Annotated in this window: 18 protein-coding genes; all 18 read left to right on the forward strand. The window is 67.6% G+C overall.

The features are described 5' to 3' along the window. The first annotated feature begins 30 nt into the window (after window positions 1-30). Window positions 31-4,248: a DNA-directed RNA polymerase subunit beta' gene (gene rpoC, locus OV287_RS22095; RefSeq protein ID WP_267536019.1), complete on the forward strand. Its 4,218-nt coding sequence runs from the start codon at window positions 31-33 to the stop codon at window positions 4,246-4,248. Window positions 4,249-4,542: 294 nt separating this feature from the next. Further along, window positions 4,543-4,887: a phasin family protein gene (locus tag OV287_RS22100; protein WP_267536020.1), complete on the forward strand. Its 345-nt coding sequence runs from the start codon at window positions 4,543-4,545 to the stop codon at window positions 4,885-4,887. Then, window positions 4,887-5,630 (forward strand): lytic transglycosylase domain-containing protein, encoded by a 744-nt coding sequence (locus OV287_RS22105; protein ID WP_267536021.1) that lies wholly within the window; start codon window positions 4,887-4,889, stop codon window positions 5,628-5,630. The genes OV287_RS22100 and OV287_RS22105 overlap by 1 nt, the downstream gene beginning before the upstream one ends. Before the next feature lie 107 nt (window positions 5,631-5,737). Then, window positions 5,738-6,457 (forward strand): hypothetical protein, encoded by a 720-nt coding sequence (locus OV287_RS22110; protein ID WP_267536022.1) that lies wholly within the window; start codon window positions 5,738-5,740, stop codon window positions 6,455-6,457. Window positions 6,458-6,476: 19 nt separating this feature from the next. After that, on the forward strand, window positions 6,477-6,944 hold the full coding sequence (locus OV287_RS22115) for a social motility and stimulation tgl protein (protein WP_267536023.1): 468 nt from the start codon (window positions 6,477-6,479) through the stop codon (window positions 6,942-6,944). A gap of 37 nt (window positions 6,945-6,981) precedes the next feature. Next, entirely contained in the window at window positions 6,982-7,731 is a 750-nt protein-coding gene (tgl, locus tag OV287_RS22120) for a social motility TPR repeat lipoprotein Tgl (protein ID WP_267536024.1), read from the forward strand. An 18-nt stretch (window positions 7,732-7,749) separates the two neighbouring features. Further along, window positions 7,750-8,139 carry a helix-turn-helix domain-containing protein gene (locus OV287_RS22125; protein WP_267536025.1) on the forward strand — a complete coding sequence of 130 codons (390 nt, stop codon included), beginning with the start codon at window positions 7,750-7,752 and terminating at the stop codon, window positions 8,137-8,139. 9 nt (window positions 8,140-8,148) lie between these two features. After that, window positions 8,149-8,883: a DNA repair protein RecO gene (gene recO / locus OV287_RS22130; RefSeq protein ID WP_267536026.1), complete on the forward strand. Its 735-nt coding sequence runs from the start codon at window positions 8,149-8,151 to the stop codon at window positions 8,881-8,883. A gap of 24 nt (window positions 8,884-8,907) precedes the next feature. Beyond that, window positions 8,908-9,894 carry a carbohydrate kinase family protein gene (locus tag OV287_RS22135; protein WP_267536027.1) on the forward strand — a complete coding sequence of 329 codons (987 nt, stop codon included), beginning with the start codon at window positions 8,908-8,910 and terminating at the stop codon, window positions 9,892-9,894. A gap of 47 nt (window positions 9,895-9,941) precedes the next feature. Further along, on the forward strand, window positions 9,942-12,104 hold the full coding sequence (locus tag OV287_RS22140; protein WP_267536028.1) for a serine/threonine-protein kinase: 2,163 nt from the start codon (window positions 9,942-9,944) through the stop codon (window positions 12,102-12,104). Between the two features lie 54 nt (window positions 12,105-12,158). Beyond that, window positions 12,159-13,139 (forward strand): glycine--tRNA ligase subunit alpha, encoded by a 981-nt coding sequence (gene glyQ / locus OV287_RS22145; protein ID WP_267536029.1) that lies wholly within the window; start codon window positions 12,159-12,161, stop codon window positions 13,137-13,139. Then, window positions 13,129-15,228, forward strand: a complete 2,100-nt coding sequence (gene glyS, locus OV287_RS22150; RefSeq protein WP_267536030.1) for a glycine--tRNA ligase subunit beta — start codon at window positions 13,129-13,131, stop codon at window positions 15,226-15,228. The genes glyQ and glyS overlap by 11 nt, the downstream gene beginning before the upstream one ends. A gap of 116 nt (window positions 15,229-15,344) precedes the next feature. Then, window positions 15,345-16,802, forward strand: coding sequence for a YncE family protein (locus OV287_RS22155; protein ID WP_267536031.1), 1,458 nt, complete (start codon window positions 15,345-15,347; stop codon window positions 16,800-16,802). Further along, the gene (locus OV287_RS22160) at window positions 16,799-18,958 is read left to right on the forward strand and encodes a hypothetical protein (protein WP_267536032.1); all 2,160 of its coding nucleotides are present in this window, start codon (window positions 16,799-16,801) and stop codon (window positions 18,956-18,958) included. Before OV287_RS22155 ends, OV287_RS22160 begins: the two co-directional genes overlap by 4 nt. A gap of 63 nt (window positions 18,959-19,021) precedes the next feature. Further along, window positions 19,022-19,921 carry an FHA domain-containing protein gene (locus OV287_RS22165; RefSeq protein ID WP_267536033.1) on the forward strand — a complete coding sequence of 300 codons (900 nt, stop codon included), beginning with the start codon at window positions 19,022-19,024 and terminating at the stop codon, window positions 19,919-19,921. Between the two features lie 110 nt (window positions 19,922-20,031). Further along, on the forward strand, window positions 20,032-20,568 hold the full coding sequence (locus OV287_RS22170; protein WP_267536034.1) for an A24 family peptidase: 537 nt from the start codon (window positions 20,032-20,034) through the stop codon (window positions 20,566-20,568). A gap of 29 nt (window positions 20,569-20,597) precedes the next feature. After that, the gene (locus OV287_RS22175; RefSeq protein WP_267536035.1) at window positions 20,598-22,046 is read left to right on the forward strand and encodes a type II and III secretion system protein family protein; all 1,449 of its coding nucleotides are present in this window, start codon (window positions 20,598-20,600) and stop codon (window positions 22,044-22,046) included. A 168-nt stretch (window positions 22,047-22,214) separates the two neighbouring features. Further along, the gene (locus tag OV287_RS22180) at window positions 22,215-23,987 is read left to right on the forward strand and encodes a TadA family conjugal transfer-associated ATPase (RefSeq protein WP_267542392.1); all 1,773 of its coding nucleotides are present in this window, start codon (window positions 22,215-22,217) and stop codon (window positions 23,985-23,987) included.

A 23,987-nucleotide genomic window follows, 5' to 3' on the forward strand; every position in this document is an offset into this window, starting at 1 on the left:
TCACGCGCTCAGAAGAAATTCGGAGGCACCGTGAAGGACATTTTCAACTTCTTCGAGAAGCCGAAGGATCCGCTCTCGTTCAACGCCATTCGCATCGCGCTGGCGTCGCCGGACAAGATCCGGCAGTGGTCGCACGGCGAGGTCAAGAAGCCGGAGACGATCAACTACCGCACCTTCAAGCCGGAGCGGGATGGTCTGTTCTGCGCTCGCATCTTCGGCCCCGTGAAGGACTACGAGTGCAACTGCGGCAAGTACAAGCGCATGAAGCACCGTGGCGTCGTCTGCGAGAAGTGCGGCGTGGAGGTCATCCAGTCCAAGGTGCGCCGTGAGCGCCTGGGCCACATCACGCTCGCCACTCCCGTGGCGCACATCTGGTTCCTCAAGTCGCTGCCCTCGCGCATCGGCAACCTGCTCGACATCACGCTCAAGGAGCTCGAGAAGGTCCTCTACTGCGAGAGCTACATCATCATCGACCCCAAGGCGACGCCGCTGCAGCGTGGCGAGCTCGTCAGCGAGGAGAAGCTCCACCGGCTCTACGAGGAGCACGGTGAGGAGTCCTTCTCCGCCGGCATGGGCGGCGAGGCCGTCCGCGAGCTGCTCAAGTCGATCGACGTGAACCGGCTGTCCGAGGATCTCCGCCGCGACATGCGCGAGACCAACTCGGAGGCCAAGAAGAAGAAGTACGCCAAGCGCCTCAAGGTCGCCGAGGCCTTCCGCATGTCCGGCAACAAGCCGGAGTGGATGATGCTGGACGTCATCCCCGTCATCCCGCCCGACCTGCGTCCGCTCGTCCCCCTGGACGGTGGCCGCTTCGCCACGTCGGACCTCAACGACCTGTACCGCCGCGTCATCAACCGCAACAACCGCCTCAAGCGGCTCCAGGAGCTCAACGCCCCGGACATCATCATCCGCAACGAGAAGCGGATGCTCCAGGAGGCCGTGGACGCGCTGTTCGACAACGGCCGCCGCGGCAAGACGATCACCGGCCCCAACAAGCGGCCGCTGAAGTCGCTGTCCGACATGCTCAAGGGCAAGCAGGGCCGGTTCCGTCAGAACCTGCTCGGCAAGCGCGTGGACTACTCCGGCCGTTCCGTGATCGTCGTCGGCCCCGAGCTGCGCCTGCACCAGTGCGGCCTGCCGAAGATCATGGCGCTCGAGCTCTTCAAGCCGTTCATCTACAACAAGCTCGAGGAGAAGGGTTACGTCACCACCATCAAGAGCGCCAAGAAGATGGTGGAGAAGGAGCGTCCCGAGGTCTGGGACATCCTCGAGGACGTCATCCGCGAGCACCCGGTCCTCCTGAACCGCGCTCCGACCCTGCACCGCCTCGGCATGCAGGCCTTCGAGCCCGTGCTCATCGAGGGCAAGGCCATCCAGCTCCACCCGCTGGTGTGCGCCGCCTTCAACGCGGACTTCGACGGTGACCAGATGGCCGTCCACGTGCCGCTCTCCATCGAGGCTCAGATGGAGGCCCGCGTGCTGATGATGTCCACCAACAACATCCTCAGCCCCGCCAACGGCAAGCCCATCATCGTCCCCACGCAGGACATGGTGCTCGGCATCTACTACATGACCCGCGCCCGCGAGTTCGCTCACGGCGAGGGCCGCGTCTTCGCCTCGCCCGACGAGGTGCGCGCCGCGTACGACCATGGCGAGGTCCACCTCCAGGCCAAGGTCGTCTGCCGCATCGACGGCAAGCGCAAGGAGACCACCGTCGGCCGCGTCCTCATGTGGGACATCGTGCCGCGCAGGGTGGGCTTCGACGCCATCAACAAGGTGCTCGACAAGAAGTCGCTCGGTGGGCTCATCGACCTCTGCTACCGCCTCACCGGCGAGAAGGAGACGGTGCTCCTGGCCGATCGCATCCGGTCGCTCGGCTACACCAACGCGACCCGCGCCGGCATCTCCATCGCGCTCAAGGACATGATCATTCCTGCCAAGAAGCAGGAGTTCCTGGACTTCGCGCGCAAGGAAGTGGCGGAGATCGAGAACCAGTACCTCGAGGGTCTCATCACCGACGGCGAGCGCTACAACAAGGTGATCGATATCTGGGCGGAGATCACCGAGAAGGTGGCCGCCGAGATGATGCAGCAGATCTCCCAGGACGAGGCCGTGGGTGAGAAGGACGGCAAGCGCGAGGTGCGCAAGCAGCCGTCGTTCAACCCCATCTACATCATGGCCGACTCCGGTGCCCGCGGCTCCGCCCAGCAGATCCGCCAGCTGGCCGGTATGCGCGGCCTCATGGCCAAGCCCTCCGGTGAAATCATCGAGACGCCCATCACGGCCAACTTCCGTGAAGGCCTCTCCGTGCTGCAGTACTTCATCTCCACCCACGGCGCCCGCAAGGGTCTGGCGGACACGGCCCTCAAGACGGCCAACTCTGGCTACCTCACCCGCCGCCTCGTCGACGTGGCGCAGGACGCCATCATCAACGAGTACGACTGTGGCACCATGGACGGCCTGTTCATCGGCGCCCTGGTCGAGGGCGGAGAGATCATCGAGCCGCTCGGCGAGCGCATCCTGGGCCGCGTGGCCCTCGATGACATCCTGGATCCGGTCACCAACGACGTGCTCGTGCGCGCCAACGAGGAGATCGACGAGGAGCGCGTCAAGCGCATCGAGAACAGCGGCCTCGACAAGGTGAAGATCCGCTCGGTGCTCACCTGCCAGGCCAAGCGCGGCATCTGCGTGGAGTGCTACGGCCGTGATCTGGCCCGTGGCCGCAAGGTGTCCGTGGGCGAGGCCGTCGGCGTCATCGCGGCGCAGTCCATCGGCGAGCCGGGTACCCAGCTCACGATGCGCACCTTCCACATCGGTGGTGCGGCGACGCGGCGCGCTGAGCAGTCCAGCCTCGAGAACCGCAACGCGGGTACGGTGAAGTTCTCCGGCCTGGCCACGGTCCAGAAGAAGGACGGCAGCCTCGTGGCCATGAACCGCAACGGCGAGCTCGTCATCGTCGACGAGACCGGCCGTGAGCGCGAGCGCTACCAGGTCATCTACGGCGCCCGCATCCTCGTGAAGGAGGGCCAGAAGCTCGAGGCCGGCACCCTGCTGGCCGAGTGGGATCCGTTCGCCATCCCGCTCCTCACCGAGGTGGGCGGTACCGTGCGCTTCGAGGACATCATCGAAGGCGTCACGATGAACGAGTCGCTGGACGAGGTGACCGGCCTCAGCCGCAAGACGGTCGTCGAGTCCAAGGACCCCGAGGCCCGTCCGCGCATCACCCTGCGCGACGAGGAGGGCAACACCAAGAACCTCATCTCCTCCAAGGCTCCGGCGAGCTACTTCCTGCCCCAGGGCTCCATTATCACCGTCAACGACGGCGATGAGATCCATGCCGGTGAGGTCATCGCCAAGGTGCCTCGCGAGACCACGAAGACCAAGGACATCACGGGCGGTCTGCCCCGCGTGGCCGAGCTCTTCGAGGCGCGCAAGCCCAAGGACGCCGCGGCCGTCGCGGAGATCGACGGCGTGGTGTCCTTCGGCAAGGACACCAAGGGCAAGCGCAAGCTCATCCTCACCCCCGAGGTGGGCGGCGAGCTGCGCACCGACCTGGCCAAGGAGTACCTGATCTCCAAGGGCAAGAACATCAACGTGCACGCCGGTGACCGCGTCAAGGCCGGCGAGGCGCTGATGGAGGGCTCGGCCAACCCGCACGACATCCTCAAGGTGCTCGGCGAGAAGGCGCTCGCGGGCTACCTGGTGGATGAGGTGCAGGAAGTCTACCGGCTCCAGGGCGTGAAGATTAACGACAAGCACATCGAGGTGATCGTCCGGCAGATGCTCCGCCGCGTGCGCGTCACCGACGTGGGCGACACCAGCTTCCTCGTCGACGAGCAGGTCGAGAAGTATGTGTTCGAGGAGGAGAACGAGAAGGTCATGGCCAAGGATCTGCGTCCCGCCGTCGGCGAGCCGCTGCTGCTCGGCATTACCAAGGCCTCGCTCTCCACCGAGTCGTTCATCTCGGCGTCCTCCTTCCAGGAGACCACCAAGGTGCTCACCGAGGCCGCCATCAACGGCAAGGTGGACTACCTGCGCGGCCTCAAGGAGAACGTCATCATGGGCCGGCTCATCCCCGCCGGTACGGGTCTCCCCAACTACAAGTACCTCGACATCGAGGTGGAGAGCCCCTCCGACGAGATCTCCGAGATGGAGGCCGCTCTGGGCGCTGCCCACGGCGACGACCTCCCGAGCCTGCCGCCCACCGGCGGTCGGCCCGAGGGCTCCCAGACCACCGGTGCCGCCTAGTCAGCACCCTCGGTCCTGAAGTGCCAACCGCCACTCCGGTTACCTGGGGTGGCGGTTTTCTTTTTTCGGTTCTTTACGGTTTCACGGCTTGACGGGTGACGTGCCGGTGCACTAAGCCGAGGGGAACCATGGAGGTCGACCCGGGTCACCGGGCGAGCATCCGGCAGTGGACGGCGGGAGCAGGCAGGCGAGCGCGGGCGGCGTTTCCTTCAATCGGGGGGTGTGCTTACCTCGATTGCCCTTACCCTGCTTTCCGGGCCCTCGGACCCGGGGAGCCGTGCTGGAGAGCGTTGCATGGACAAGCTAGAGACCCCGCAGAAGCACCCGCTTGCGGAGACGTTCGAGCGGGTGTGGAGCCAGGCCTTGTTGGCCGTGTCCACCGCTGAGGACGAGGCCGCGCGCACCGTACAGCGCGTGGCGGACCTGGCGGGTTGGAGCCAGGAGGAAATGAGCCGCCAGGGCCGTCTGCTGACGGAGCGGTTGGCGGGTCATCGCAAGGACCTGGAGCACAATGTGGAGGAGGGTGTGCGGCGCGCCCTGCTCAACTTCAAGATTCCGCGCCGGGAGGAAATCCAGGACCTCGAGGCACGGCTGATCCGATTGGCCGAGCGCATCGACGCTCTGGGGCAGCGCAAGTGATGGCGACCCCCTCCGCTCCAAGAGGGCGGCGTGGGGAGGGGCTGTTCCGCTGGTTGCACGCGCTCGGTGCCGGGTGTGGAAAGCTGCCCCTCGTGGCCGGGATGGCCCTGGTGTTGTCCGCCCGGGCGGTGCCTTTGTTCGCCCCGCCCGAGGTGCCGCTCGTGGCCGAGCCCTCGCGCTTCGAGGTGACGCCCCCCGATGCGGCGCTCATCGACGCGGTGCTGGCCAAACGGGCCCCGGATCTGGGTCTCACCCTGCGCCGGCAGATCGTCCACGCCATCGCCGAGGAGGCCGGCCAGTCGGGGTATGACCCGCTGCTGATCCTGGCCATCATCGACGTGGAGTCGGACTTCACCGAGGAGGCCGTCTCCGAGAAGGGCGCGCGGGGGCTGATGCAGATCAAGCCCAGCACGCTGCACTTCCTCGCGGAGAAGCAGGGGTTGCGACTGTCTCGCGAGGAGGTGGCCTCGGATCCCGCCCTGGGCGTGCGCCTGGGCATCCGCTACCTGCGTGAGCTGAACGACCGGTTCGGGGACCTGGACCTGGCCCTCATGGCCTACAACGCCGGCCCCACCCGCATCTGGCAGGCCAAGAAGGCGGGCGAGCTGGACTCCTTCCGCCGCTACCCCCGGCTCGTGCGCCGTGATTTCAAGCGCTTCCGGGAAGGGGAGGGGTTGGGTGGAGACTGGGCTCTCGCTCAGCGAGAGGCCCTGGAGAAGAGCCCCGAAGAGAAGGCTCCCTGAGCGGGCAGGCCGCTGAATTTCCTGGCGGCCGCCCCGGTCTCCCGTGACGCGCGCTTGTCCGCCTCGGGCGGGTGCGCTATCGCTCTGACCCCGGAGGAGACTTCATCATGCCGCGCCGCTCCATCCCCGCTCTCGTCCTCTCGGCCCTGTTGTTGCCGGTCTCGGCTCTCGCCGGTTCGGTGTTCCTCAACGGCGTCCGGATCGACGGTGTAACGAACCAGAGGTTCGAGAAGGTCGCCTCCGTCCGCATCGACGAGAAGGGCAACGTTCACATCGATGCGCCCGCCTATGCCGTCAAGCTGGTGAATGCCCCCCCGGCTCCGGCTCCGGCGCCCGCTCCGGCCGTTGCGACCCCGGCTCCCACTCCTGCGCCCGCTCCGGCTCCAGTGACTGCCCCGGCTCCGGCGCCCGCTCCGGCCGTTGCGACCCCGGCTCCTGCCCCCGCCCCGGTAGACACTGCTCCGGCGCGCATCACCCGGCGTTACTGGCTCGTCACCGAGCAGTCCGTGCCGGGTATGACCGACTACGACATCGACCTGTACATCAACTCCCGCTGGGTGCGGAAACTGCGCAGCAGCGAGCAGCAGGTCATCGCGGAAGTCACTCGCGAGCTCCAGCCGGGGAAGAACACCGTGCTGATGATCGCGCACAAATTGGCGGTGGGCTCGCGCAGGAGCGAATCTCCCCAGCACGTGTTCAAGGTGATCATCGGTGAGGGCAACGAGGGCGGCGGCAACGTGATGATCGACAATCCGCTCATCCGCTACCAGCGCACCGCGGCGGAGACGGAAGATCTGTCCGAGGAGTTCACCCTCACCACGCGGTAGCGCGGGGGTAGCGCCCAACGTGTTCTCCATCGACGAGCGGTTCCGAGGCCTGCCCGCCAGCCGCGAGCAGGTCCTGGCGTTGTACCAGTCCATCAACTCGCCCCACCTGGCCATCCCCGGCAAGCCCGCGGGGCCGGCACAGGCCTTCGTGCTGGGTCTGCGCGGCTCGGGCGGCTTCGCCGTCTTCATCTACCTGTACCTGTCCGAAGCCCAGGACTGCGCGGTGTACGTGCCCGGCCGGCGCGCCGCGAGCCAGCAGGACTACCAGCAGGACGAGGCCGAGGCGCTCGCCTTCGTGGAGTCCATGGGCTTCATGATGGATGACGCGCACTTCCGCGCCCTGCCTGCCCCGGGCCAGGATGAGCTGCTCAAGACGCTGCCCGTCTTCTACAAGGACCCGAAGCTGGTGCCGGGTGCCGCCAAGAGCCGCGCCGACGAGAAGCGCACCGCCTCGATGAACCTGGGTCGCCTGCTGGCCTCCTTCTGAACCCCCTTTACCCGCTGTGACGAGAAGACCCATCCCCATGCACCGCCGCCTCCACTCCGCCTGGCTCCTTGCGCTCACCCTGATGGGCTGCAAGCACGTTCCCACCGAGCAAGAGCGCCGCGGCGCAGAGCTCCGTTACGAGATCGGCCTGCAGGCGCAGGCCAGCGGCAACGTGCAGGAGGCCTACAAGGAGATGGAGAAGTCGCTGGCGTTGGATCCGGAGTACCCGGAGGCGCACAACGCCATGGCCATCCTCCTGCACCTGGCCTTCAACCGGCCTGAGGAGGCCATCCACCACTACAAGAAGGCGCTAGAGTTCCGCCCGGGTTTCTCCGAGGCCAAGACGAACCTGGCCAACGTGTACCTGTCCCAGGCGCGCTACGACGAGGCCATCAAGCTGTACGAGCAGTCCCTCAACGACATGCTGTACCCCACGCCGTTCATCGCCCAGGGCAACATGGGCTGGGCGCTCTACAAGAAGGGCGAGACGGAGCGCGCGGTGCAGAACATCAAGGCCTCGGTGACGACCAACCCCGGCTTCTGCATGGGCTACAAGAACCTGGGCGTCATCTTCGAGGAGACGGGCAACATTTCCGACGCGTGCCGCTACTTTGGCCGTTATCGTGAGGCCTGCCCGGACGTGGCGGATGCCTACCTGCGTGAGGGCGCCTGCCAGGTGAAGCAGGGGATGATGGAGGAGGCGCGGCAGAGCTTCACCGCCTGCGAGGCCAAGGCGAAGAGCCAGGTGCTCAAGGACGACTGCCGTCGGCTCCTCGAGGCCTTGTAACCAGAAAGTCCCACCGCTGTGGACCACGTCGAATTCGGCAAATACCTCTCCCAGCAGCGCGAGCTGCGCGGCCTGTCCCGCGACGAGGTGTCGCAGGTGACGAAGATCTCCCCGAGCCTCATTGCCGCACTCGAGGAGGGGCAGATGGAGCGCCTGCCTGCGCGCGTCTTCGTCGTCAACTACATCCGGGCCTACGCGACCGTCATCGGCCTCGCGCCGGAGGAGGCCATCCTTCGCTACGAAGAGGTGGACAAGGCGACGCCGGAGCCGAGCCCCGTGGTGCTGGAGCGCGAGCGGCGCAAGCGGGCTTGGGTGGCGCTCGGGGTGCTGCTGGTGGTGGCGCTCTGCGTGGGGGCGTACGTGGCCCTGGTGATGACCGGGAAGGCACCCAACCCCCTCTCGCGTTGAAGAGCACTTATGGAGCGTTTCGTCGATGAGGCGCTGGTCCTCTCTACTGTGGACTACGGGGAGTCCGACCGGCTGGTCACTCTCCTCACGCGCGAGCACGGCAAGCTGACGGCCTTCGCCGCGGGTGCCCGCAAGAGCAAGCGGCGCTTCGCCGGCGCGCTGGAGCCCTACATGCGGCTGCGCGTGCAGCTGGTGGAGACGCGCGGCTCCACGGTGCGCCTGGACTCGGCCGACATCCTGGCCGGCTACTACGGGGCCCGCTCGGACCTGTCCCTCATTGCCCGCGCCCTCTATGCCGTGGAGCTGTGCCGCGAGCTGACGCGCGATCACGAGCCGCATTCGGAGCTGTTCGAGCTGCTGGAGGCGTACCTCGTGAAGCTGGATGCGAAGGAGGCCGGGCCCACCTCGCTGCTGGCCTTCGAGCTGTCGGCGCTGGCCCAGGCCGGGTTGATGCCTCGCTTCGACTCGTGCGCCCTATGTGGTGGCCCGCCGGGCGAGCGGCCGCGCTTCGACCAGGCTCATGGCGGTGCGGTGTGCGAGCCCTGCGGCTTCCGCGCGCGCGATGCGGTGGCCGTCCCCGCCGAGCTGCTGTCCGGGCTTCGTGCCTTGCAGGAGGGCCAGCGCACCCCCTTGCCGGCGGAGCTCCGGGCCCGGGCGCGAGGGGTGCTCAACGTCTTCATCTCCCACCACTTGGGCCGCCGCCTCAAGAGCGTGGACTTCATGGCCCAGGTGGGGCTGGACTGACGGGCGGCTTCCAGGAGGCGGCTCATGGATGTGGTGTGTGTCGGGGAGAGCCTGGTGGACTTCCTCCCCTCGGAGTCCGCTCAGCGCGTGCGCGATGTGTCGGCGTGGAAGCCGAGCATCGGCGGCTCCCTGGCCAATGTCTCCGTGGGCGTGGCGCGGCTGGGCGGCCGCTCGGCCTACGTGGGGGTGGTGGGCGAGGACGAGTTCGGCCACTTCCTTCGCGAGCGCCTCGCCGCCGAGGGCGTGGATGTCAGCCACCTGCGCCAGACGGCCGAGGCGAAGACGGGCCTCGTCTTCATCTCCATCGATGAGCGCGGCGAGCGCAGCTTCACCTATTTCCGCACGCGCTCGGCCGAGTTCCTCTTGAGCGAGCGCGATGTGGATCCGGCCTTCCTCGAGCGTGCGCGCGTGGTGCACTTCGGGACGAACTCGCTGAAGCTGCCCGAGGCCCGGGCGGCCATGTCCCGCACCGTGGAGACCGCGCGTGCGGCGGGGCGCATCGTGAGCTGCGACCCCAACCTCCGGCTCCACGCGTGGGAGGACCTGGAGGTGCTGCGCGAGCTGCTCGGACGCCTGCTGCCCCGGTGCTCGGTGGTGAAGCTCTCCGAGGAGGAGGTGGCCTTCGCCACCGGCCGGACGGAGCCTGAGGATGCGCTGCGTTATCTCTCGGGGCTGGGCGTGCTGCTGCCCGTGGTGACGCGGGGCGAGGCGGGCGCCGTCTTCCTCTGGCGGGGCGAAGTGGTGCGCGTCCCGGCTCCTCGGGTTCGCGTGGTGGACACCACCGGGGCGGGGGATGGCTTCACTGCAGCCTTCCTCCACGGGCTCTCGCGGCGCTACGCGGATGCCTCGGCACTGGCGGGGGCCTCGCGCGAGGACCTGGAGGCGCTGGCCACCTTCGGCTGCGCCGTGGGCTCCCGGGTGGTGGAGCACCTCGGCGCCATCACGGGCCTGCCCGGCCGGGATGCGGTCGCCAGCGTGTTGCCTCCCTGGCTACGGGACCCGGCTTCCTGAGTCACGTTGTCGACCCGACGAAACCTGCCCGCTAGAATACCTGTTCAATGGCCAACCCAGGGGCCCCAGCAGACGCGGGGGTCGACTTCGACCGCGGACGTCGCATCGGCAAGTACGAGATCGTCACCCGTCTGTCCGTGGGCGGCATGGCCGAGCTGTTCCTTGCCTTCACCGCCGGGCCCGGTGGGTTCCGCAAGTTCGTCGCGCTGAAGCAGATCCTCCCGGACGTCCAGAAGGACGAGCACTTCGTCCAGATGTTCCTGGACGAGGCGCGCATCACCGCCGCCCTCGCGCACGCCAACATCGGCCAGGTCTTCGATCTCGGCGAGGAGGATGACGAGCTGTACCTGGCCATGGAGTTCATCGCCGGGCAGAACCTCGAGCAGATCCTCCAGTCCTCGAACAAACAGCAGCGCCCGCTGCCCCTGGGCTTCGCGGCCCGCGCCGTGAGGGATGCGTGTCTCGGGCTCCACTACGCGCACCACTTCACCGACCCCTCGGGCAAGCCCCGGCCGGTGGTGCACCGCGACGTGTCGCCCAAGAACGTGATGGTCACCTTCGAAGGCCACGTGAAGGTGATCGACTTCGGCATCGCCAAGGCGAAGGGCCGGCTCGGCCGCACCCAGGTGGGCATGGTGAAGGGCACCACCGGCTACATGTCCCCCGAGCAGGTGCAGGGCTTCGATCAGCTCGACGGCCGGAGCGACCTCTTCTGCGCCGGCATCATCCTGCACGAGCTGCTGTGCGGACGCCGGCTGTTCTCCGGCGCCCACGAGGGCGCGGTGATGCTGAAGATCGCCGCGGCGGAGGTGCCCTCGCCCTCGAGCCTCAACCCGCGCGTCCCCGAGGCGCTCTCCCAGGTGGTGATGCGCGCGTTGGCGCGAGAGCCCGAGCGCCGCTTCGCCTCGGGCCGGGAGATGGCCCGCGCCATCGAGGCCGCGTGTGGGCCGGAGCTCTTCCACGAGGAGCAGATGGCCGCGGTCATGCGCCAGCTCTTCGAGGAGAAGCTCCAGAAGACGCGTGCGCTGTTGGAGAGCGCCAACGCTCCTCAGGGGGCGACTGGGGCAGGAAAGGCCGGAGTGCCGCTCGGTGGAGCCGACAAGGACGACCCCACGGAGCGGGTGCGTCGGCCCGCCACTCCTGTTTCGGGTGGAGCGCCGCGTGGAGTGAAGTCGCCCTCGGGGCATGTCGCTCCCGTGGCGGCTCCCCCCGCGAAGACCCCCCCTCCACGCAGGGCCGCTCCCGTGGCCGCTCCCGCGCGGGCACCGGCTCGGGGAGGGTACTCCCGCCCCGTGGCCGCTGAGCCGGAGGAGCTCGAGGAGGAGGATCCGCTCGAGAAGACGCAGCCGGTTCGCCGGGCTCCGGGAGGATTCCGGCCCACCAGAATCCCGGCTGAGACTCCGGACGAGCTCGACGGGACCGAGGAGCGCGAGGCAATCGTGCAGTCTGCGTCGCCGCGCGCTCAGCTCTCCCCAGCGGCGCTGGCGGAGCTGGAGAAGCCGCGAAGGAACTGGGGCGGGTGGCTCTTCCTGCTGCTCCTGCTCGCGGCCGTCGGCGGCGCCATCTTCCACCCGCCGACGCGGGCCATGCTGACCCCCCTGTATGCCACCGCACTCGAGCTCCTGAAGGGGGAGGAGCTGCCTCACGGGCCACCTCCGGCGGAGCCAGTGCCACTGCCCCAGACCCCCGAGCAGGCGGCAGGGCAGGGGAGCCAGGCGCAGGAGCCCACACCGCAGCCTGAGCAGGAGCAGGAGCAGGAGCAGGAGACGGTGGCCCAGGCTGCGCCAGAGTCCACCCCAGAGCCCCCCAAGTCCGAACCCAAGCGGACGCGAAAGCTGGCCACCCCGGCCAAGGCCACCCCCGAGCCGGAGCCTCGGACGAAGCCCGCCGCCCCGGTGAAGACGGCCGCCGCCGAGCCTCCGGCGGACGGTGAGCCCGTGGTGATCGACACGCGCACCGCCAAGGGGGCGGCGAGGGCGGAGCTCGGCTGGCTCACGCTCACCACCATTCCTCGCGCCGCGGTGTTCGATGGGGACAATCAGCTCGGCACCACCCCGCTGCGCAAGGTGCCGCTGCCCGTGGACACCTACCGGCTGTTGGTGATCGACCCGGACGGCGTTGACCGGATGCTCTCCGTTCCCATCAAGCCAGGTCAGGTGACGGACATCACGGTGCGGCTCTCCGATCTCCCCACGTGGGAAGCGCACTAAGCGTTTCGGCTGTCCTTGACGCTCCTGGACCCCATCACTAGGGTCCGCGGCGCCATGTACTTCCAGGATCTGATCCTCACGCTCCAGAACCACTGGGCCAAGCAGGGTTGCATCATCACCCAGCCCTATGATCTCGAGGTGGGCGCGGGCACCATGCACCCGGCCACCTTCCTCCGTGCCCTGGGCCCAGAGCCCTGGAACGTGGCCTACGTGCAGCCCTCGCGGCGCCCCGCCGACGGCCGGTTCGGTGAGAACCCCAACCGCCTGTTCCAGCACCACCAGTTCCAGGTCATCCTCAAGCCCGCGCCCAAGAACGTCCAGCAGCTCTACCTGGACTCCATTCGCGCGTTCGGCATCGACCCGCTCGAGCACGACATCCGCTTCGTCGAGGACGACTGGGAGTCGCCCACCCTGGGCGCCTGGGGCCTGGGCTGGGAGGTGTGGTGTGACGGGATGGAGATCACCCAGTTCACCTACTTCCAGCAGTGCGGTGGTTTCGAGTGCCGGCCCGTGGCGGCGGAGCTGACGTACGGCCTCGAGCGCATCGCCATGTACCTGCAGAACGTGGAGAACATCTACGACATCGAGTGGGTCAAGGGCGTCAAGTACCGCGAGGTCTTCCACGCCAACGAAGTGGAGATGAGCCGGTACGCCTTGCAGGAGTCGGACCCGCAGATGCTCTTCAGTCTGTTCGACGCCTACGAGAAGGAGTGCAAGCGCCTCATCGAGCGCGAGGTGCCGCTGCCCGCGTATGACTACGCGCTCAAGTGCTCGCACGCCTTCAATCTGCTGGATGCTCGCGGCGCCATCTCGGTGACGGAGCGCGCCAACTTCATCAAGCGCGTGCGCGACAACGCGCGCCTGTGCGCCGAGGGCTACCTCAAGATGCGCGAGAAGCTGGGCTTCCCGCTGCTCAAGAAGCCCTGGACGGTGGGCGAGCAGCCTCCGGTGCTCGAGGGCAAGCCCGCCAGCGAGTACTGGAAGACGGTGACGTTCAACAAGCCCGCCGAGGCGGAGGTGGCCCGTGGCAAGTGATCTGCTGCTGGAGATCGGCGCCGAGGAGCTCCCCGCGTCGTTCATCGTCCCGGCGCTCGAGGACCTCAAGCGCATCATCACCGAGCGCGCGGCCGAGGCGCGGCTGAAGCATGGCGAGGTGCGCACCTACGGCACGCCGCGGCGGTTGGCGGTGTGGGTGAAGGACGTGACGGAGCGGGGTGAGGACATCACCCGCGAGGTGCTCGGCCCGAGCGCGAAGGCGGCCTTCGACAAGGACGGCAAGCCCACCAAGGCGGCGGAGAAGTTCGCCGAGAGCCAGAAGCTCTCCGTGGACGCGCTGCTGCGCGTGCAGACGCCCAAGGGCGAGTACCTGGGCGCGAAGGTGGAGGAGAAGGGCCGCCCGGCGGCGGACATCCTCAAGGACGTGCTCCACACCGCGGTGCACGGCATCAACTTCCGCAAGACGATGCGCTGGGGTGACGTGGACCAGGCCTTCGCGCGGCCCGTGCAGTGGGTGATTGCGCTGCTGGGCGGCGAGGTGTTGCCGGTGGTGCTCGGTGACGTGAAGAGCGGCCGCACCACCTACGGCCACCGTTTCTTGTCGCCCGCGGCCATCGAGATCTCCAAGCCCTCGGACTACGAAGCGGCCCTGGAGAAGGCGAACGTGGTGCCGGACATCTCCAAGCGGCGCGCCCAGCTCCTGGAGAAGGTGCGCGCGGCGGCGCAGCAGGCCGGTGGCAAGCTCATGGAGGACGAGTCCCTGGTGGACCAGGTGACCAACCTCGTGGAGCTGCCCAACCCCGTGGTGGGCTCCTTCGAGGAGCGGCACCTGGAGCTGCCCCCCGAGGTGCTGGTGCAGGAGATGAAGAGCCACCAGCGCTACTTCTCCGTGGTGGACGGCAACGGCAAGCTGCTGCCGCGCTTCATCGCCGTGTCCAACACGCCGGTGCGCGATGTGAAGCTCTCCCTGCGCGGTTATGAGCGCGTGCTGCGCGCCCGCCTCGCCGACGGCCGCTTCTTTTTCGACGAGGATCGCAAGACGCCGCTGGAGACCCGGACGGAGAAGCTCGGGCGCGTGGTGTGGCAGGGCCAGCTCGGCAGCTACGCGGAGAAGGTGGAGCGCTTCCGCTCCCTGGCGGTGAAGCTGGCCGGGTGGACGGGTCATGGTGGCCTGCAGTCCACCATCGAGCGCGCTTCCACTCTGGCCAAGGCGGACCTCGTCACCGGCATGGTGGGTGAGTTCCCCGAGCTCCAGGGCGTCATGGGCCGTGAGTACGCCCGCGCGGGAGGCGAGCCGGAGGCCGTGGCCCTGGCCATCTTCGAGCACTACCTGCCTCGCACCGCCGAGGACTCGCTGCCTACGCAGGACGCGGGTGCCCTCATCGGCCTGGCGGACCGGCTGGACTCACTGTGCGGCATCTTCGCCATCGGCAAGGGCCCCAGCGGCGCGGCGGACCCGTTCGCCCTGCGGCGCGCGTGCCTGTCCGTCATCCGAATCGTCCTGGGCCGCGGCTACCGCTTCTCCCTCTCCCAGGCGGTGGACTCGGCGCTGGAGCAGCTCGGCCCGAAGATCGCCAATGTCAAGCGCAAGGCCGGTGAGCCCGCGCCTCGCGAGCAGGTGCTCGAGTTCTTCCGCGGCCGCCTCAAGGCGCTGTGGATGGAGCAGTACCGCACCGACGTGGTGGAGGCGGTGCTGTCCGCCGGCTACGACGACCTGGTGGCCGCCCACAAGCGGTTGCAGGCGCTCGCCAGCATCGTGGGTCAGGCGGACTTCGCCCCCCTTGCGGCCGCCTTCAAGCGCGTGGTCAACATCGTCGAGAAGCAGGGCAAGGACGTGTCCCGCGGCGGGGTTGACTCCAACCGCCTCGCCGACGACGCTGAGCGCCAGCTCCACTCGGCCTACGTCCAGGCGCGCACCCGCGTGGCCGAGCAGGTCAAGTCCGATGACTTCTCCGGCGCTCTCAAGGAGATCACCGGCCTCAAGCCCACCGTGGACACCTTCTTCGACAAGGTCATGGTGATGGCCGAGGACAAGGACCTGCGCGAGAACCGCATCCGCCTCCTCGTGGAGATTGGCACCCTGTTCAACCAGGTGGCCGACTTCTCGAAGATCCAGGCCGAGGTGTGACGTCGGTTGGAGGGCAGACGGCCTCCTTGGGGGGGGGCGTATGGCAGGTAGGGAATAGCCGGGGACCTTTGTAGTTGCCCGGCGTTGGGGCGGTTCCTACACTCCGCCCCCCTTACATGCGCCCCCTTCTTCTCAGTCTCGCGCTCCTCTTCACCGCGTGCACCCAAACGGATGAGCGGCTCCCGCCCTCGGATCGTTTCGTGTACCCGAGCGGCATTGCCTACCGCCCGGGCTCGGTGAGCGGTAACACCAACGGCGTCCTCTACGTGTCGAGCGCCAACTTCGATCGGTGCTTCGACTGGGGCTCCGTGATGGCCGTCGACCTGGATCGGGTGGCGGGCTCCAGCGGCGAGGCCCTGTTGCCTCTCGGCTCGTACACGGACCCTACTGCCGCGCCGGCGGAGCTCGGGCAGCTCCACATCGCCCCCGAGTCGCGCCGCTACATCCAGAGCTTCGCGGGGGAGATGGCGCTCTGGGAGCCGGCGGGTGCCTCGCCCCGGCTCTTCATCCCCGCTCGCGCGGACGGCAACTACCTCCACTACATCGACATCCCGGCGCCGACGCAGCTGTCCTGCGTGGGCAATGCCGACGCGGACAACTGCATCCAAGGCGCGTTGTCACTCACCACGGGGATTTCGGGGCAGCAGGATGGTCTGCCGCGTGCGGAGGCGCCCTTTAGCGTCTTTGTCGATACCTTCGGCATCCCCAACAACGCCGACAAGACGGGGGCGCGGCTCTGGGTGACGCACCTGAACCCCGCGGACTCGCCCGAGCTGTCGCGGCTGAACTACGAGACGTACGCGGTGGACTTGTCCGCTGCCACACCCGGCGTCTCGAGCTCGGACTTCCACCCCCTGTCCCTTTCCGGTTTCCCCGAGGGCGGCGCCAGCTCGGTGGTCGCCGACGAGCGGTACGTGTTCGTCACGGGCCGGCTCAACGGCAATCGTATCTCGGACACCTCGCTGTCCCGGCGCTTCCTGGTGCGCGTGCTGGACAAGCAGAATCTGAGCAACAACCTGCTCATCGAGCCCGGGCTGGACCTGGCTTTCTCCGCCTCGGAGGCCCGAGGGCTCGCGCTTACTCCGCCGGTGGCCTCGCAGCCCCGGCGGCTGTACGTGGCCGTGCGTGATCCGGACTCGCTGCTCATCGTCGACGTGAAGGGCATTGAGAAGGAGTCGGCCTCTCCCAGCCTCACCGTGGTAGGCGCTGTGCCCCTGCCGGGCGGTCCCACCCAGGTGACGCTGGTGTCTCGCGGGGCGTCCCGCAGTGCGCTGGTGCTGGTGTCCTGCAGCGATGCCGGGGTGGTGGCCATCTATGACCCGGACGTGGGTCAGGTCGTGGCGCAGGTGTCGGTGGGCCAGCAGAGCGGTACGCAGTCTTCTCAGCCCTTCGGGCTTGCCTTTCAGCAAGCGGGCAATGCGGCGCGTATCTTCGCCAGCAACTTCGGTGACGGGCGTGTCTCGGTCATCGACATCGCGGATCTCAACAACCCGCAGCTGGCCCGGTTGGTGGCCTGGCTCGGTGTCCGGCAGGACGTGGGCCAGTCCGCTCAGTGCCAGGAGGAGCAGCTGTGAAGCGCTTGATCGTTTCGTTGATGGTGGTGGCCGGGGCGCTGCTGTCCGCTTGCACCGAGGAGGAGGAGTTTCGCCAGACTGTGGGCCTGGCGGGTCCATACGACGTGGCCCTGGTGCAGCAGGACGAGGGCGTGCCGGAGCTGCTGTTCGTCACCTCGACGGACACCAACGAGCTGCGCGTGCTCGAGCTCGCGAAGGAGCAGGTGGATCGGCGGTTCGTCCGAGCTCCCAACCCGCTCCAATCGCTCGCCATCCCCGTGCTGCCCCGGCCTCAGTCGCTCACGCGGGACGTGCGCTACGACGAGAATGGCCAGGAGCGGACCGGCCGCCTCGTGTTTGCCCGCAGCAGCGGCTCGACGGAGATCTCCGTCGTGGCCGCCGACCATAAGGAGCTGCGCGAGGTGCGTCGGCTGCGGACCCCCCGGATGACGGGGACCTCGGTGGGTCCCGTGACGGCCTTCGCGGCCCTGGCGCCCGAGCAGGTCGGCGGCCAGACCCGGCTCTACTTCGCTACCCAAGAGACCACCGGAGCCCGGCTGTGGCTGGCGCTGCTGCCGGACCGGGAGCGCCTGTTGGCGGAAGTGGACGCGGAAGAGGACGCGAGGACCCCAGTGGAGGTGCTACCGCTGGAGGGCCTCGTGCTGCCCGAAAACGTGGCCGTGAACTCCCTGCTCGTGCTGCCCAGCCCCGTCGGGCAGGACCACCCCGGCGTGCTCGCCGTGGCCACACGTGGCACGGGCGGCACCGTGTACCGGGTGGACCTGGGGTCGAAGGTGGTTCAGACGCTGAACTTCGGCGGCGCGCAGGTGCTCTATCTCGCCACCCACGGGCGGACTCAGTACGACGTGGTGGTGCAGACCTCCAAGGCCCCGAAGACGCGGGTGACGGAGTCCCGGACGCTGGAGGCGGGCGCGCGCATCTTCGGCGTCCTCGATCCGTCCAACTGCAGCGTCCTGCTCCAGTGCACCGGCGTGCTGGCCGTGGACGTGGCCACGGGCCAGGTGGCCAAGGACCGCACCGCCTTGGATGCGAACGACAACCTCGTGAGCCTCTACGACATGATGTCCCTCACCTCGGGTGCCGGGCTGCCCACGGGCTTGTCGGTGGTCACGGACAGAAACCTCGTGGTTCAGTCTGGCGAGCCCATGAACGTGTTCGACCCGGACCCCGCCAATGCCGACCGTCGGCGCGGCCCCACACTCCCCGTGCTGGGCATCGTGCCCCTCTCCAACGGGACCATTCTGTTCTTCGACGCGCTGAACCTGATCCACCTCAACGTCAAGGCCATTTGGACCGCGGAGCAGACGAAGAACACGCCCACGGCCACCACTGTGCTCGCCAACGCTCAGGGCACCACCCTGGACGAAAATACCCGGGATGAGATCACGTTCTCGGGGACTTTTGGCGTCACCCGTGACCAGACGTACGTGCTGACGTACCAGGGCATCCTGCCCGAGATGTCGTCCGTGGCGCGCGCGGCCGACGACTCTTTCAAGGTCCCCTTCGAGCCGCAGCCAGGTCTGGGGCAGGTGGTGCAACCGGGGGACATCATCGTCCTGTTGTCAGCGGAAACGGGCGGGCAGGTGTGCGCCACGGACGTGACGGTGCTCGCCGTGCAGCCGCGTGACGCCGATAACAAGGTCACCCTGGTGCCCTCGGGCAACCTTCCGCCGGCCTGCGCCGACTATGACTACTTCCAGGTCCGGGCCGGGGGCGCCCAATCGTTGGTCGTCTCCAGCTCCAGCGAGGGCTACGTCGCGCGCCTGGGCGCGGGCGGCGAGGTCTCGCGCACCGGGCCGTACTTCTTCCACCCCCCGGGCTACGCGGGGCTGAGTGAGGACGTGGCGGTGCGCCTCAAGGTGGAGCGCCAGAACCTGGATGATGGAGACCCGGGCCGGGGTTTCGTCGACCTGGCTCGAGGGGACCGCTACGTGGTGACCATCGACTCCCACTTCCTCTCGTACATCATCTCGGTGGACACCTCCGTCGGGGATCTCTTCTTCTTCCGGCTACCGGGACCCGTGGTGCAGGCGACCGTGGACAATGACGACTTTGCCTACATCGTCTATCCCTCGGCCAACGGCGTCCTCGAGGTGGACCTCTCGAGCATCACTGCGGGTGTGCTCAATAGCCGCGGCCTGTTCCCGTACCTGTGAGATTTCGCGTCCCTGGGCGGCTCTGTTAGAGTCCGGGGCACCAGGATTAGCGAGTCAAGATAGATGATCGACCAGAACACCCGCCCCGCCCGCAAGGTCGGCATCGCCGACCATTTGTGGGAGACCTACGAAGACATGGCCCAGCAGATGGGCTCGGATCGCGACGCGCTCATCAACCAGGCGCTGTTCATGTTCGCGCGCCTCAACGGCTTCATCGAGGTGGCCCGGACGGAGCGCTCCGAGGCGCCTGTGGCGGCCCCGCGTGTCGCTGCCGCGGTCCCGTCCCCCAGCAAGTCTGCTCCGCCCGTGCTGCAGCCCGTGGCCGGGGGTGCTTCCGCCAAGGCGGCGCCTCCTCCCCGGGATGACACCCCGCTGCCCGCTCCGGCCCCCCAGCGCTCCTCTGCCCGCGTTGTCGCCGCCGAGGAGCGTCCTCCCGCCAACGCCCTGGACAACGACCCCGCCCGCCGCGAGGTCGCCGAGCGCGTCCTGGAGACCGCCGCCGAGCTCGAGCGCCTCATCAAGGGCAAGAGCAACGAGCCCCGCGAGGAGATCGACGAGCCTCTGCCCGAGGACTCCGACGACTCCGGCATGGACATGGCTCCCGAGGACGAGCCCATGGACCAGGACGAGCCCATGGACCAGGACGAGCCCCTGGACGACGAGCCCATGGACGAGCCGTCCGGCGCCGCGCTCATCCTCTCCATAGACAACGCCGAGCCTCAGACCATCACCAAGGAGCGCTTCGTCATCGGCCGCGGCAAGCACTGCGATCTGATGATCAACTCCGGCAAGGTCTCGCGCGAGCATGCCGTCATCGTCCGCCAGGGCGACGAGTTCTTCATCGAGGACCTGGGCTCCTCCAACGGCACCTGGTTCAACAAGCAGCGCATCAAGCGCCGCAAGGTGGAGGACGGCGACGAGTACTTCATCTGCAGCGAGCGGGTGCGGCTCTCCTACGCCTGAGCTCTTGCCGCCGTATCAGGGGGATGGGCTGTTGGCCAATTGACGGACAGCGGCCCTCCCTGATTTAGTTCCTGAATCCGCCTCTTTCCGGATTGAGAGGCGGACTGGACATGACTTCCTCTCACATTGCGCTCTGGACCGTCCTGGGAGTGGCGCTGGTGATTTCGGTGGCCACGGACGTACTGAGCCGCCGGATCCTGGACGTCGTCACCTACCCATTGATGGCGGTGGCGTTGGGCGTGCGCCTGTGGGCCGAGGGAGTGGGTGGCCTGGAGACGGGGCTGGTGAGTGGCGTGGTGTCCGGGGCGGGGTTGGCGCTGCTGCTGGTGCCGGCGGCGAGCGGCGGGAAGATGGGGTGGGGGGACGTGAAGTTGATGGCGGGCGTGGGGGCGGTGCTGGGCTTTCCCACGGTGATGGCGGCAGCGGCCTTCATCTCCCTGGCGGGTGCGCTACAGGCGGTGGTGACGCTGCTGTGGCAGGGCGCCGTCTGGGAGACGCTGGGCGGCATGGTGCGGCGGTGGGCGATTCGAGTCCGGCTGATGCACGAGGGCGCGGTGAGCGCGCCGCGGCGCCACATCCCGTACGGCGTGGCGATCGCACTGGGTACTTTCTGGGCCATGTGGTGGCAGCACGACAGACTGGGGTAGTTCGGATGCGACGCGAAGGGACTCTCACGATGCTTGGACGCTTCACGCAGGTGGCCGCGCTCGGCACCCTGCTGGCCCTGTTCGCCGCGGGCTCCGCGCGGGCCCAAGAGAGCAGCACCATCAACCTCGGTGTGGGCACCCAGCGGGTGATCACCGTTCCGGGTACCACCCGCATCGCGCTGGGTGATCCGAACGTCGCCGAGGTGAAGGTTATCGGCAACAACCAGATCCTCCTCCAGGGGCAGGCCGAGGGCCGGACGACGCTGCTCGTCTGGAAGAGCTCCGGCCAGCGTGTCAGCTACCTGGTCACCGTGCGCAAGCAGGATCCCAACGAGATCATCTCCGAGCTCAAGAAGCTGCTCGGGGAGATCGAGGGTGTGTCCGTGCGGATGGTGGGTGACCGCATCTACCTGGAAGGTCAGGCGTACACCGCGGGTGACGCGGAGCGCATCGATCAGGTGGTGTCGCTCTACCCGAACGTGAAGAGCTTCGTGAAGGTGGCGCCCAACGCCAAGAAGCTGGTGGCGCAGAACCTCACCGCGGCCTTCCAGAAGGCGGGCCTGCGCAACGTGCAGGTCAACGTGGTGGGCTCCACCATCTTCCTGGAGGGCTCCGTGGAGAGCCAGCAGGATCTCCAGAAGTCCGAGCTCATCGTCAAGGCGGTGGGCGAGAAGGTGGAGAACCTGCTCGTCGTCGGCATCAAGCGGATGATCCTCTCCGAGGTGCAGTTCGTGGAGATCCGCCGCAACTCCAGGGATCGTTACGGCATCAAGTATCCCACCGACATCACCGGCAGCGTGGCCGCCACGGCCACCATCAACCAGCAGCTGTTCCCCGGCACCTTCGGCGCGGGCAACGGCATCATGACCATCGTCGGTGGCGCGGACTTCTCCATCGGCTTCCAGGGCAATGACGGCTACGGCCGGCTGCTGGCCCAGCCCAAGCTGGTGTGCGCCAGCGGCGAGAAGGCCGAGTTCCTCGCGGGCGGCGAGGTGCCCATCCCCCTCATCACCCAGAACCAGTTCACGGTGGAGTACAAGCAATACGGCGTCATCCTCAACCTGCGCCCCACCGCGGACCGCAACGGCAACATCCAGACGGAGATCGAGGCCGAGGCGAGCGAGATCGACACCTCGGTGGCCGTGTCCTTCGGTGGCTCGTCCTCCATCCCCGGCTTCCGCACCCGCAAGGTGAAGACGAACGTCACCGTGCGCCACGGCGAGACGATCGTCCTGTCCGGCGTCTTCAGCCACGACGAGCAGAAGGCCGTCTCCAAGCTGCCGGGCCTGGGCCACATCCCCATCATCGGCGAGCTCTTCAAGAACCGCGCCTTCGACTCCACCAAGCGCGAGCTGGTCATCTTCGTCACGCCCCGTATCGTCAACCCGGACTCGGACAAGATCCGGACGATCATCGAGGACGTGAAGAGCCGCTACAAGCAGGCCCGCTCCGAGGTCAACTTCAACATCTTCGACTGAGCACCCGCACGGTTGCTCGGCTGCCCGAGGCCGGCCTCGTCCCCCTAAGCGGGGATGGGCGCCGGCCTCGCCGCTTCCAGGGGCCTCTCAGGGCTCCCCGTGGCCCCTCATGGCCCAATGCGTCGCCTCCTCTTTGAGGGGACGTGCGTGCTTGGTAGCATCCGCGCCATGTTTCTTGTGACGCTCGAGGAGAAGGGCGGAGGTACCGAGCAGATCGAGTTCGAGAAGAACGAGATCACCATCGGTCGCCTCGCTGGTAACGACATCGTCCTCGGTAAGGGCAACGTCTCCAAGTACCACTCGAAGATCGTCGCCAAGGACGGCAAGCTCATCGTCGTGGACATGAAGTCCACGAACGGCACCTTCGTGAACGGCAAGAAGATCGCCGGACCGCAGGTGGTGAAGCCGGCCGATCAGATCTCCATCGGCGACTACATCCTCAACGTGGAGCCCCTGGAGGAACAGGGCTCCATGACGCGCACCGGGGCTCCCGAGGAGGAGTACTACGAGGAGGACCAGGGCTACGACGACGGCGGGCAGGGCGCCTACGAGGAGGAGCCGTACGAGGAGCCTCCGCCGCCCCAGGCCCCGGCCGCCAACGCGCGCATGCCGGCCTCGCTGGCCTCGGCTCTGGCGAAGAACAAGAAGCGCGTGGATCCGCGGCTGGAGGCCTATACCCGGCTCCAGAAGGAGATCCACGACCGCCTCATCGAGTACCTCGATCTGCGCCGCATGGACATGGACCGGCTCGGCGACGACGAGCTGTGGCGGCGCACCGAGAAGGCCATCCGCGACATCATCGATCAGATGGAAGCGGACGGAGAGCTCCCGGGCGAGGTGGACCGGGAAGAGCTGCTCACCGATGTCATCAACGAGGCGCTGGGCCTGGGGCCCCTCGAGGCGTTCCTCGCGTCGGATGAGATCAGCGAGATCATGGTGAACCACGCCAACCAGATCTACATCGAGCGCAAGGGCAAGCTCGTCCTGTCCGAGAAGACGTTCAGCTCGAACCAGGCGGTGCTCGGCGTGATCGAGCGCATCGTGGCTCCCATCGGCCGGCGCATCGACGAGTCCAGCCCGCTGGTGGACGCGCGCCTCAAGGATGGTAGCCGCGTGAACGCCATCATCCCGCCGCTGGCGCTCAAGGGACCCTGCATCACCATCCGCAAGTTCAAGAAGGACTCGCTGAAGATCCAGGATCTGGTCAAGTACAAGACCGTCACCGCGCAGATGGCCGAGTTCCTGGAGATGTGCGTCAAGGCGCGCAAGAACATCGTCATCTCCGGCGGCACGGGCTCGGGCAAGACGACGACGCTCAACATCATCAGCTCCTTCATCCCCGAGGACGAGCGCATCGTCACGGTGGAGGACGCGGCCGAGCTCCAACTGCCGCAGGATCACTGGGTGCAACTGGAGAGCCGCCCGCCCAACCTGGAAGGCAAGGGCGCCATCACCATCCGCGACCTGGTGAAGAACTGCCTGCGTATGCGGCCGGACCGGATCGTCGTGGGAGAGTGCCGAGCGGGCGAGACACTGGACATGCTCCAGGCGATGAACACGGGCCACGACGGCTCGCTCACCACGCTGCACGCCAACACGCCGCGCGACGCAATCGCCCGGCTGGAGACGATGGTGCTGATGAGCGGCATGGAGCTGCCGGTGAAGGCCATCCGCGAGCAGATTGCCAGCGCCGTCCACATCATCGTCCAGCAGACGCGCTTCTCGGATGGCACCCGGAAGATCTGCTTCATCACCGAGATCGCCGGCATGGAGGTGGACATCGTCACCCTCCAGGACATCTTCTACTTCAAGCAGGAAGGCTTCACGGAAGACGGGAAGGTGCGCGGGCGCTACGTGGCCAGCGGCTTCGTGCCGAAGTTCTACGATGACCTGCAGCGCAAGGGCATCCCCGTCAACATGAGCATCTTCCGCGAGGACTGA

This window comes from Archangium lansingense, from assembly GCF_026626635.1.
GTDB classification, from domain to species: domain Bacteria; phylum Myxococcota; class Myxococcia; order Myxococcales; family Myxococcaceae; genus Archangium; species Archangium lansingense.

Coding starts and splice junctions, on each gene's coding strand:
- OV287_RS22135 (WP_267536027.1), top strand. CDS start 8,908: ATGGATGTGGTGTGTGTCGGGGAGAGCCTGGTGGACTTCCTCCCCTCG.
- OV287_RS22110 (WP_267536022.1), top strand. CDS start 5,738: ATGCCGCGCCGCTCCATCCCCGCTCTCGTCCTCTCGGCCCTGTTGTTG.
- OV287_RS22140 (WP_267536028.1), top strand. CDS start 9,942: ATGGCCAACCCAGGGGCCCCAGCAGACGCGGGGGTCGACTTCGACCGC.
- OV287_RS22155 (WP_267536031.1), top strand. CDS start 15,345: ATGCGCCCCCTTCTTCTCAGTCTCGCGCTCCTCTTCACCGCGTGCACC.
- glyQ (WP_267536029.1), top strand. CDS start 12,159: ATGTACTTCCAGGATCTGATCCTCACGCTCCAGAACCACTGGGCCAAG.
- OV287_RS22165 (WP_267536033.1), top strand. CDS start 19,022: ATGATCGACCAGAACACCCGCCCCGCCCGCAAGGTCGGCATCGCCGAC.
- OV287_RS22100 (WP_267536020.1), top strand. CDS start 4,543: ATGGACAAGCTAGAGACCCCGCAGAAGCACCCGCTTGCGGAGACGTTC.
- OV287_RS22105 (WP_267536021.1), top strand. CDS start 4,887: ATGGCGACCCCCTCCGCTCCAAGAGGGCGGCGTGGGGAGGGGCTGTTC.
- OV287_RS22170 (WP_267536034.1), top strand. CDS start 20,032: ATGACTTCCTCTCACATTGCGCTCTGGACCGTCCTGGGAGTGGCGCTG.
- recO (WP_267536026.1), top strand. CDS start 8,149: ATGGAGCGTTTCGTCGATGAGGCGCTGGTCCTCTCTACTGTGGACTAC.
- OV287_RS22175 (WP_267536035.1), top strand. CDS start 20,598: ATGCTTGGACGCTTCACGCAGGTGGCCGCGCTCGGCACCCTGCTGGCC.
- OV287_RS22180 (WP_267542392.1), top strand. CDS start 22,215: ATGTTTCTTGTGACGCTCGAGGAGAAGGGCGGAGGTACCGAGCAGATC.
- tgl (WP_267536024.1), top strand. CDS start 6,982: ATGCACCGCCGCCTCCACTCCGCCTGGCTCCTTGCGCTCACCCTGATG.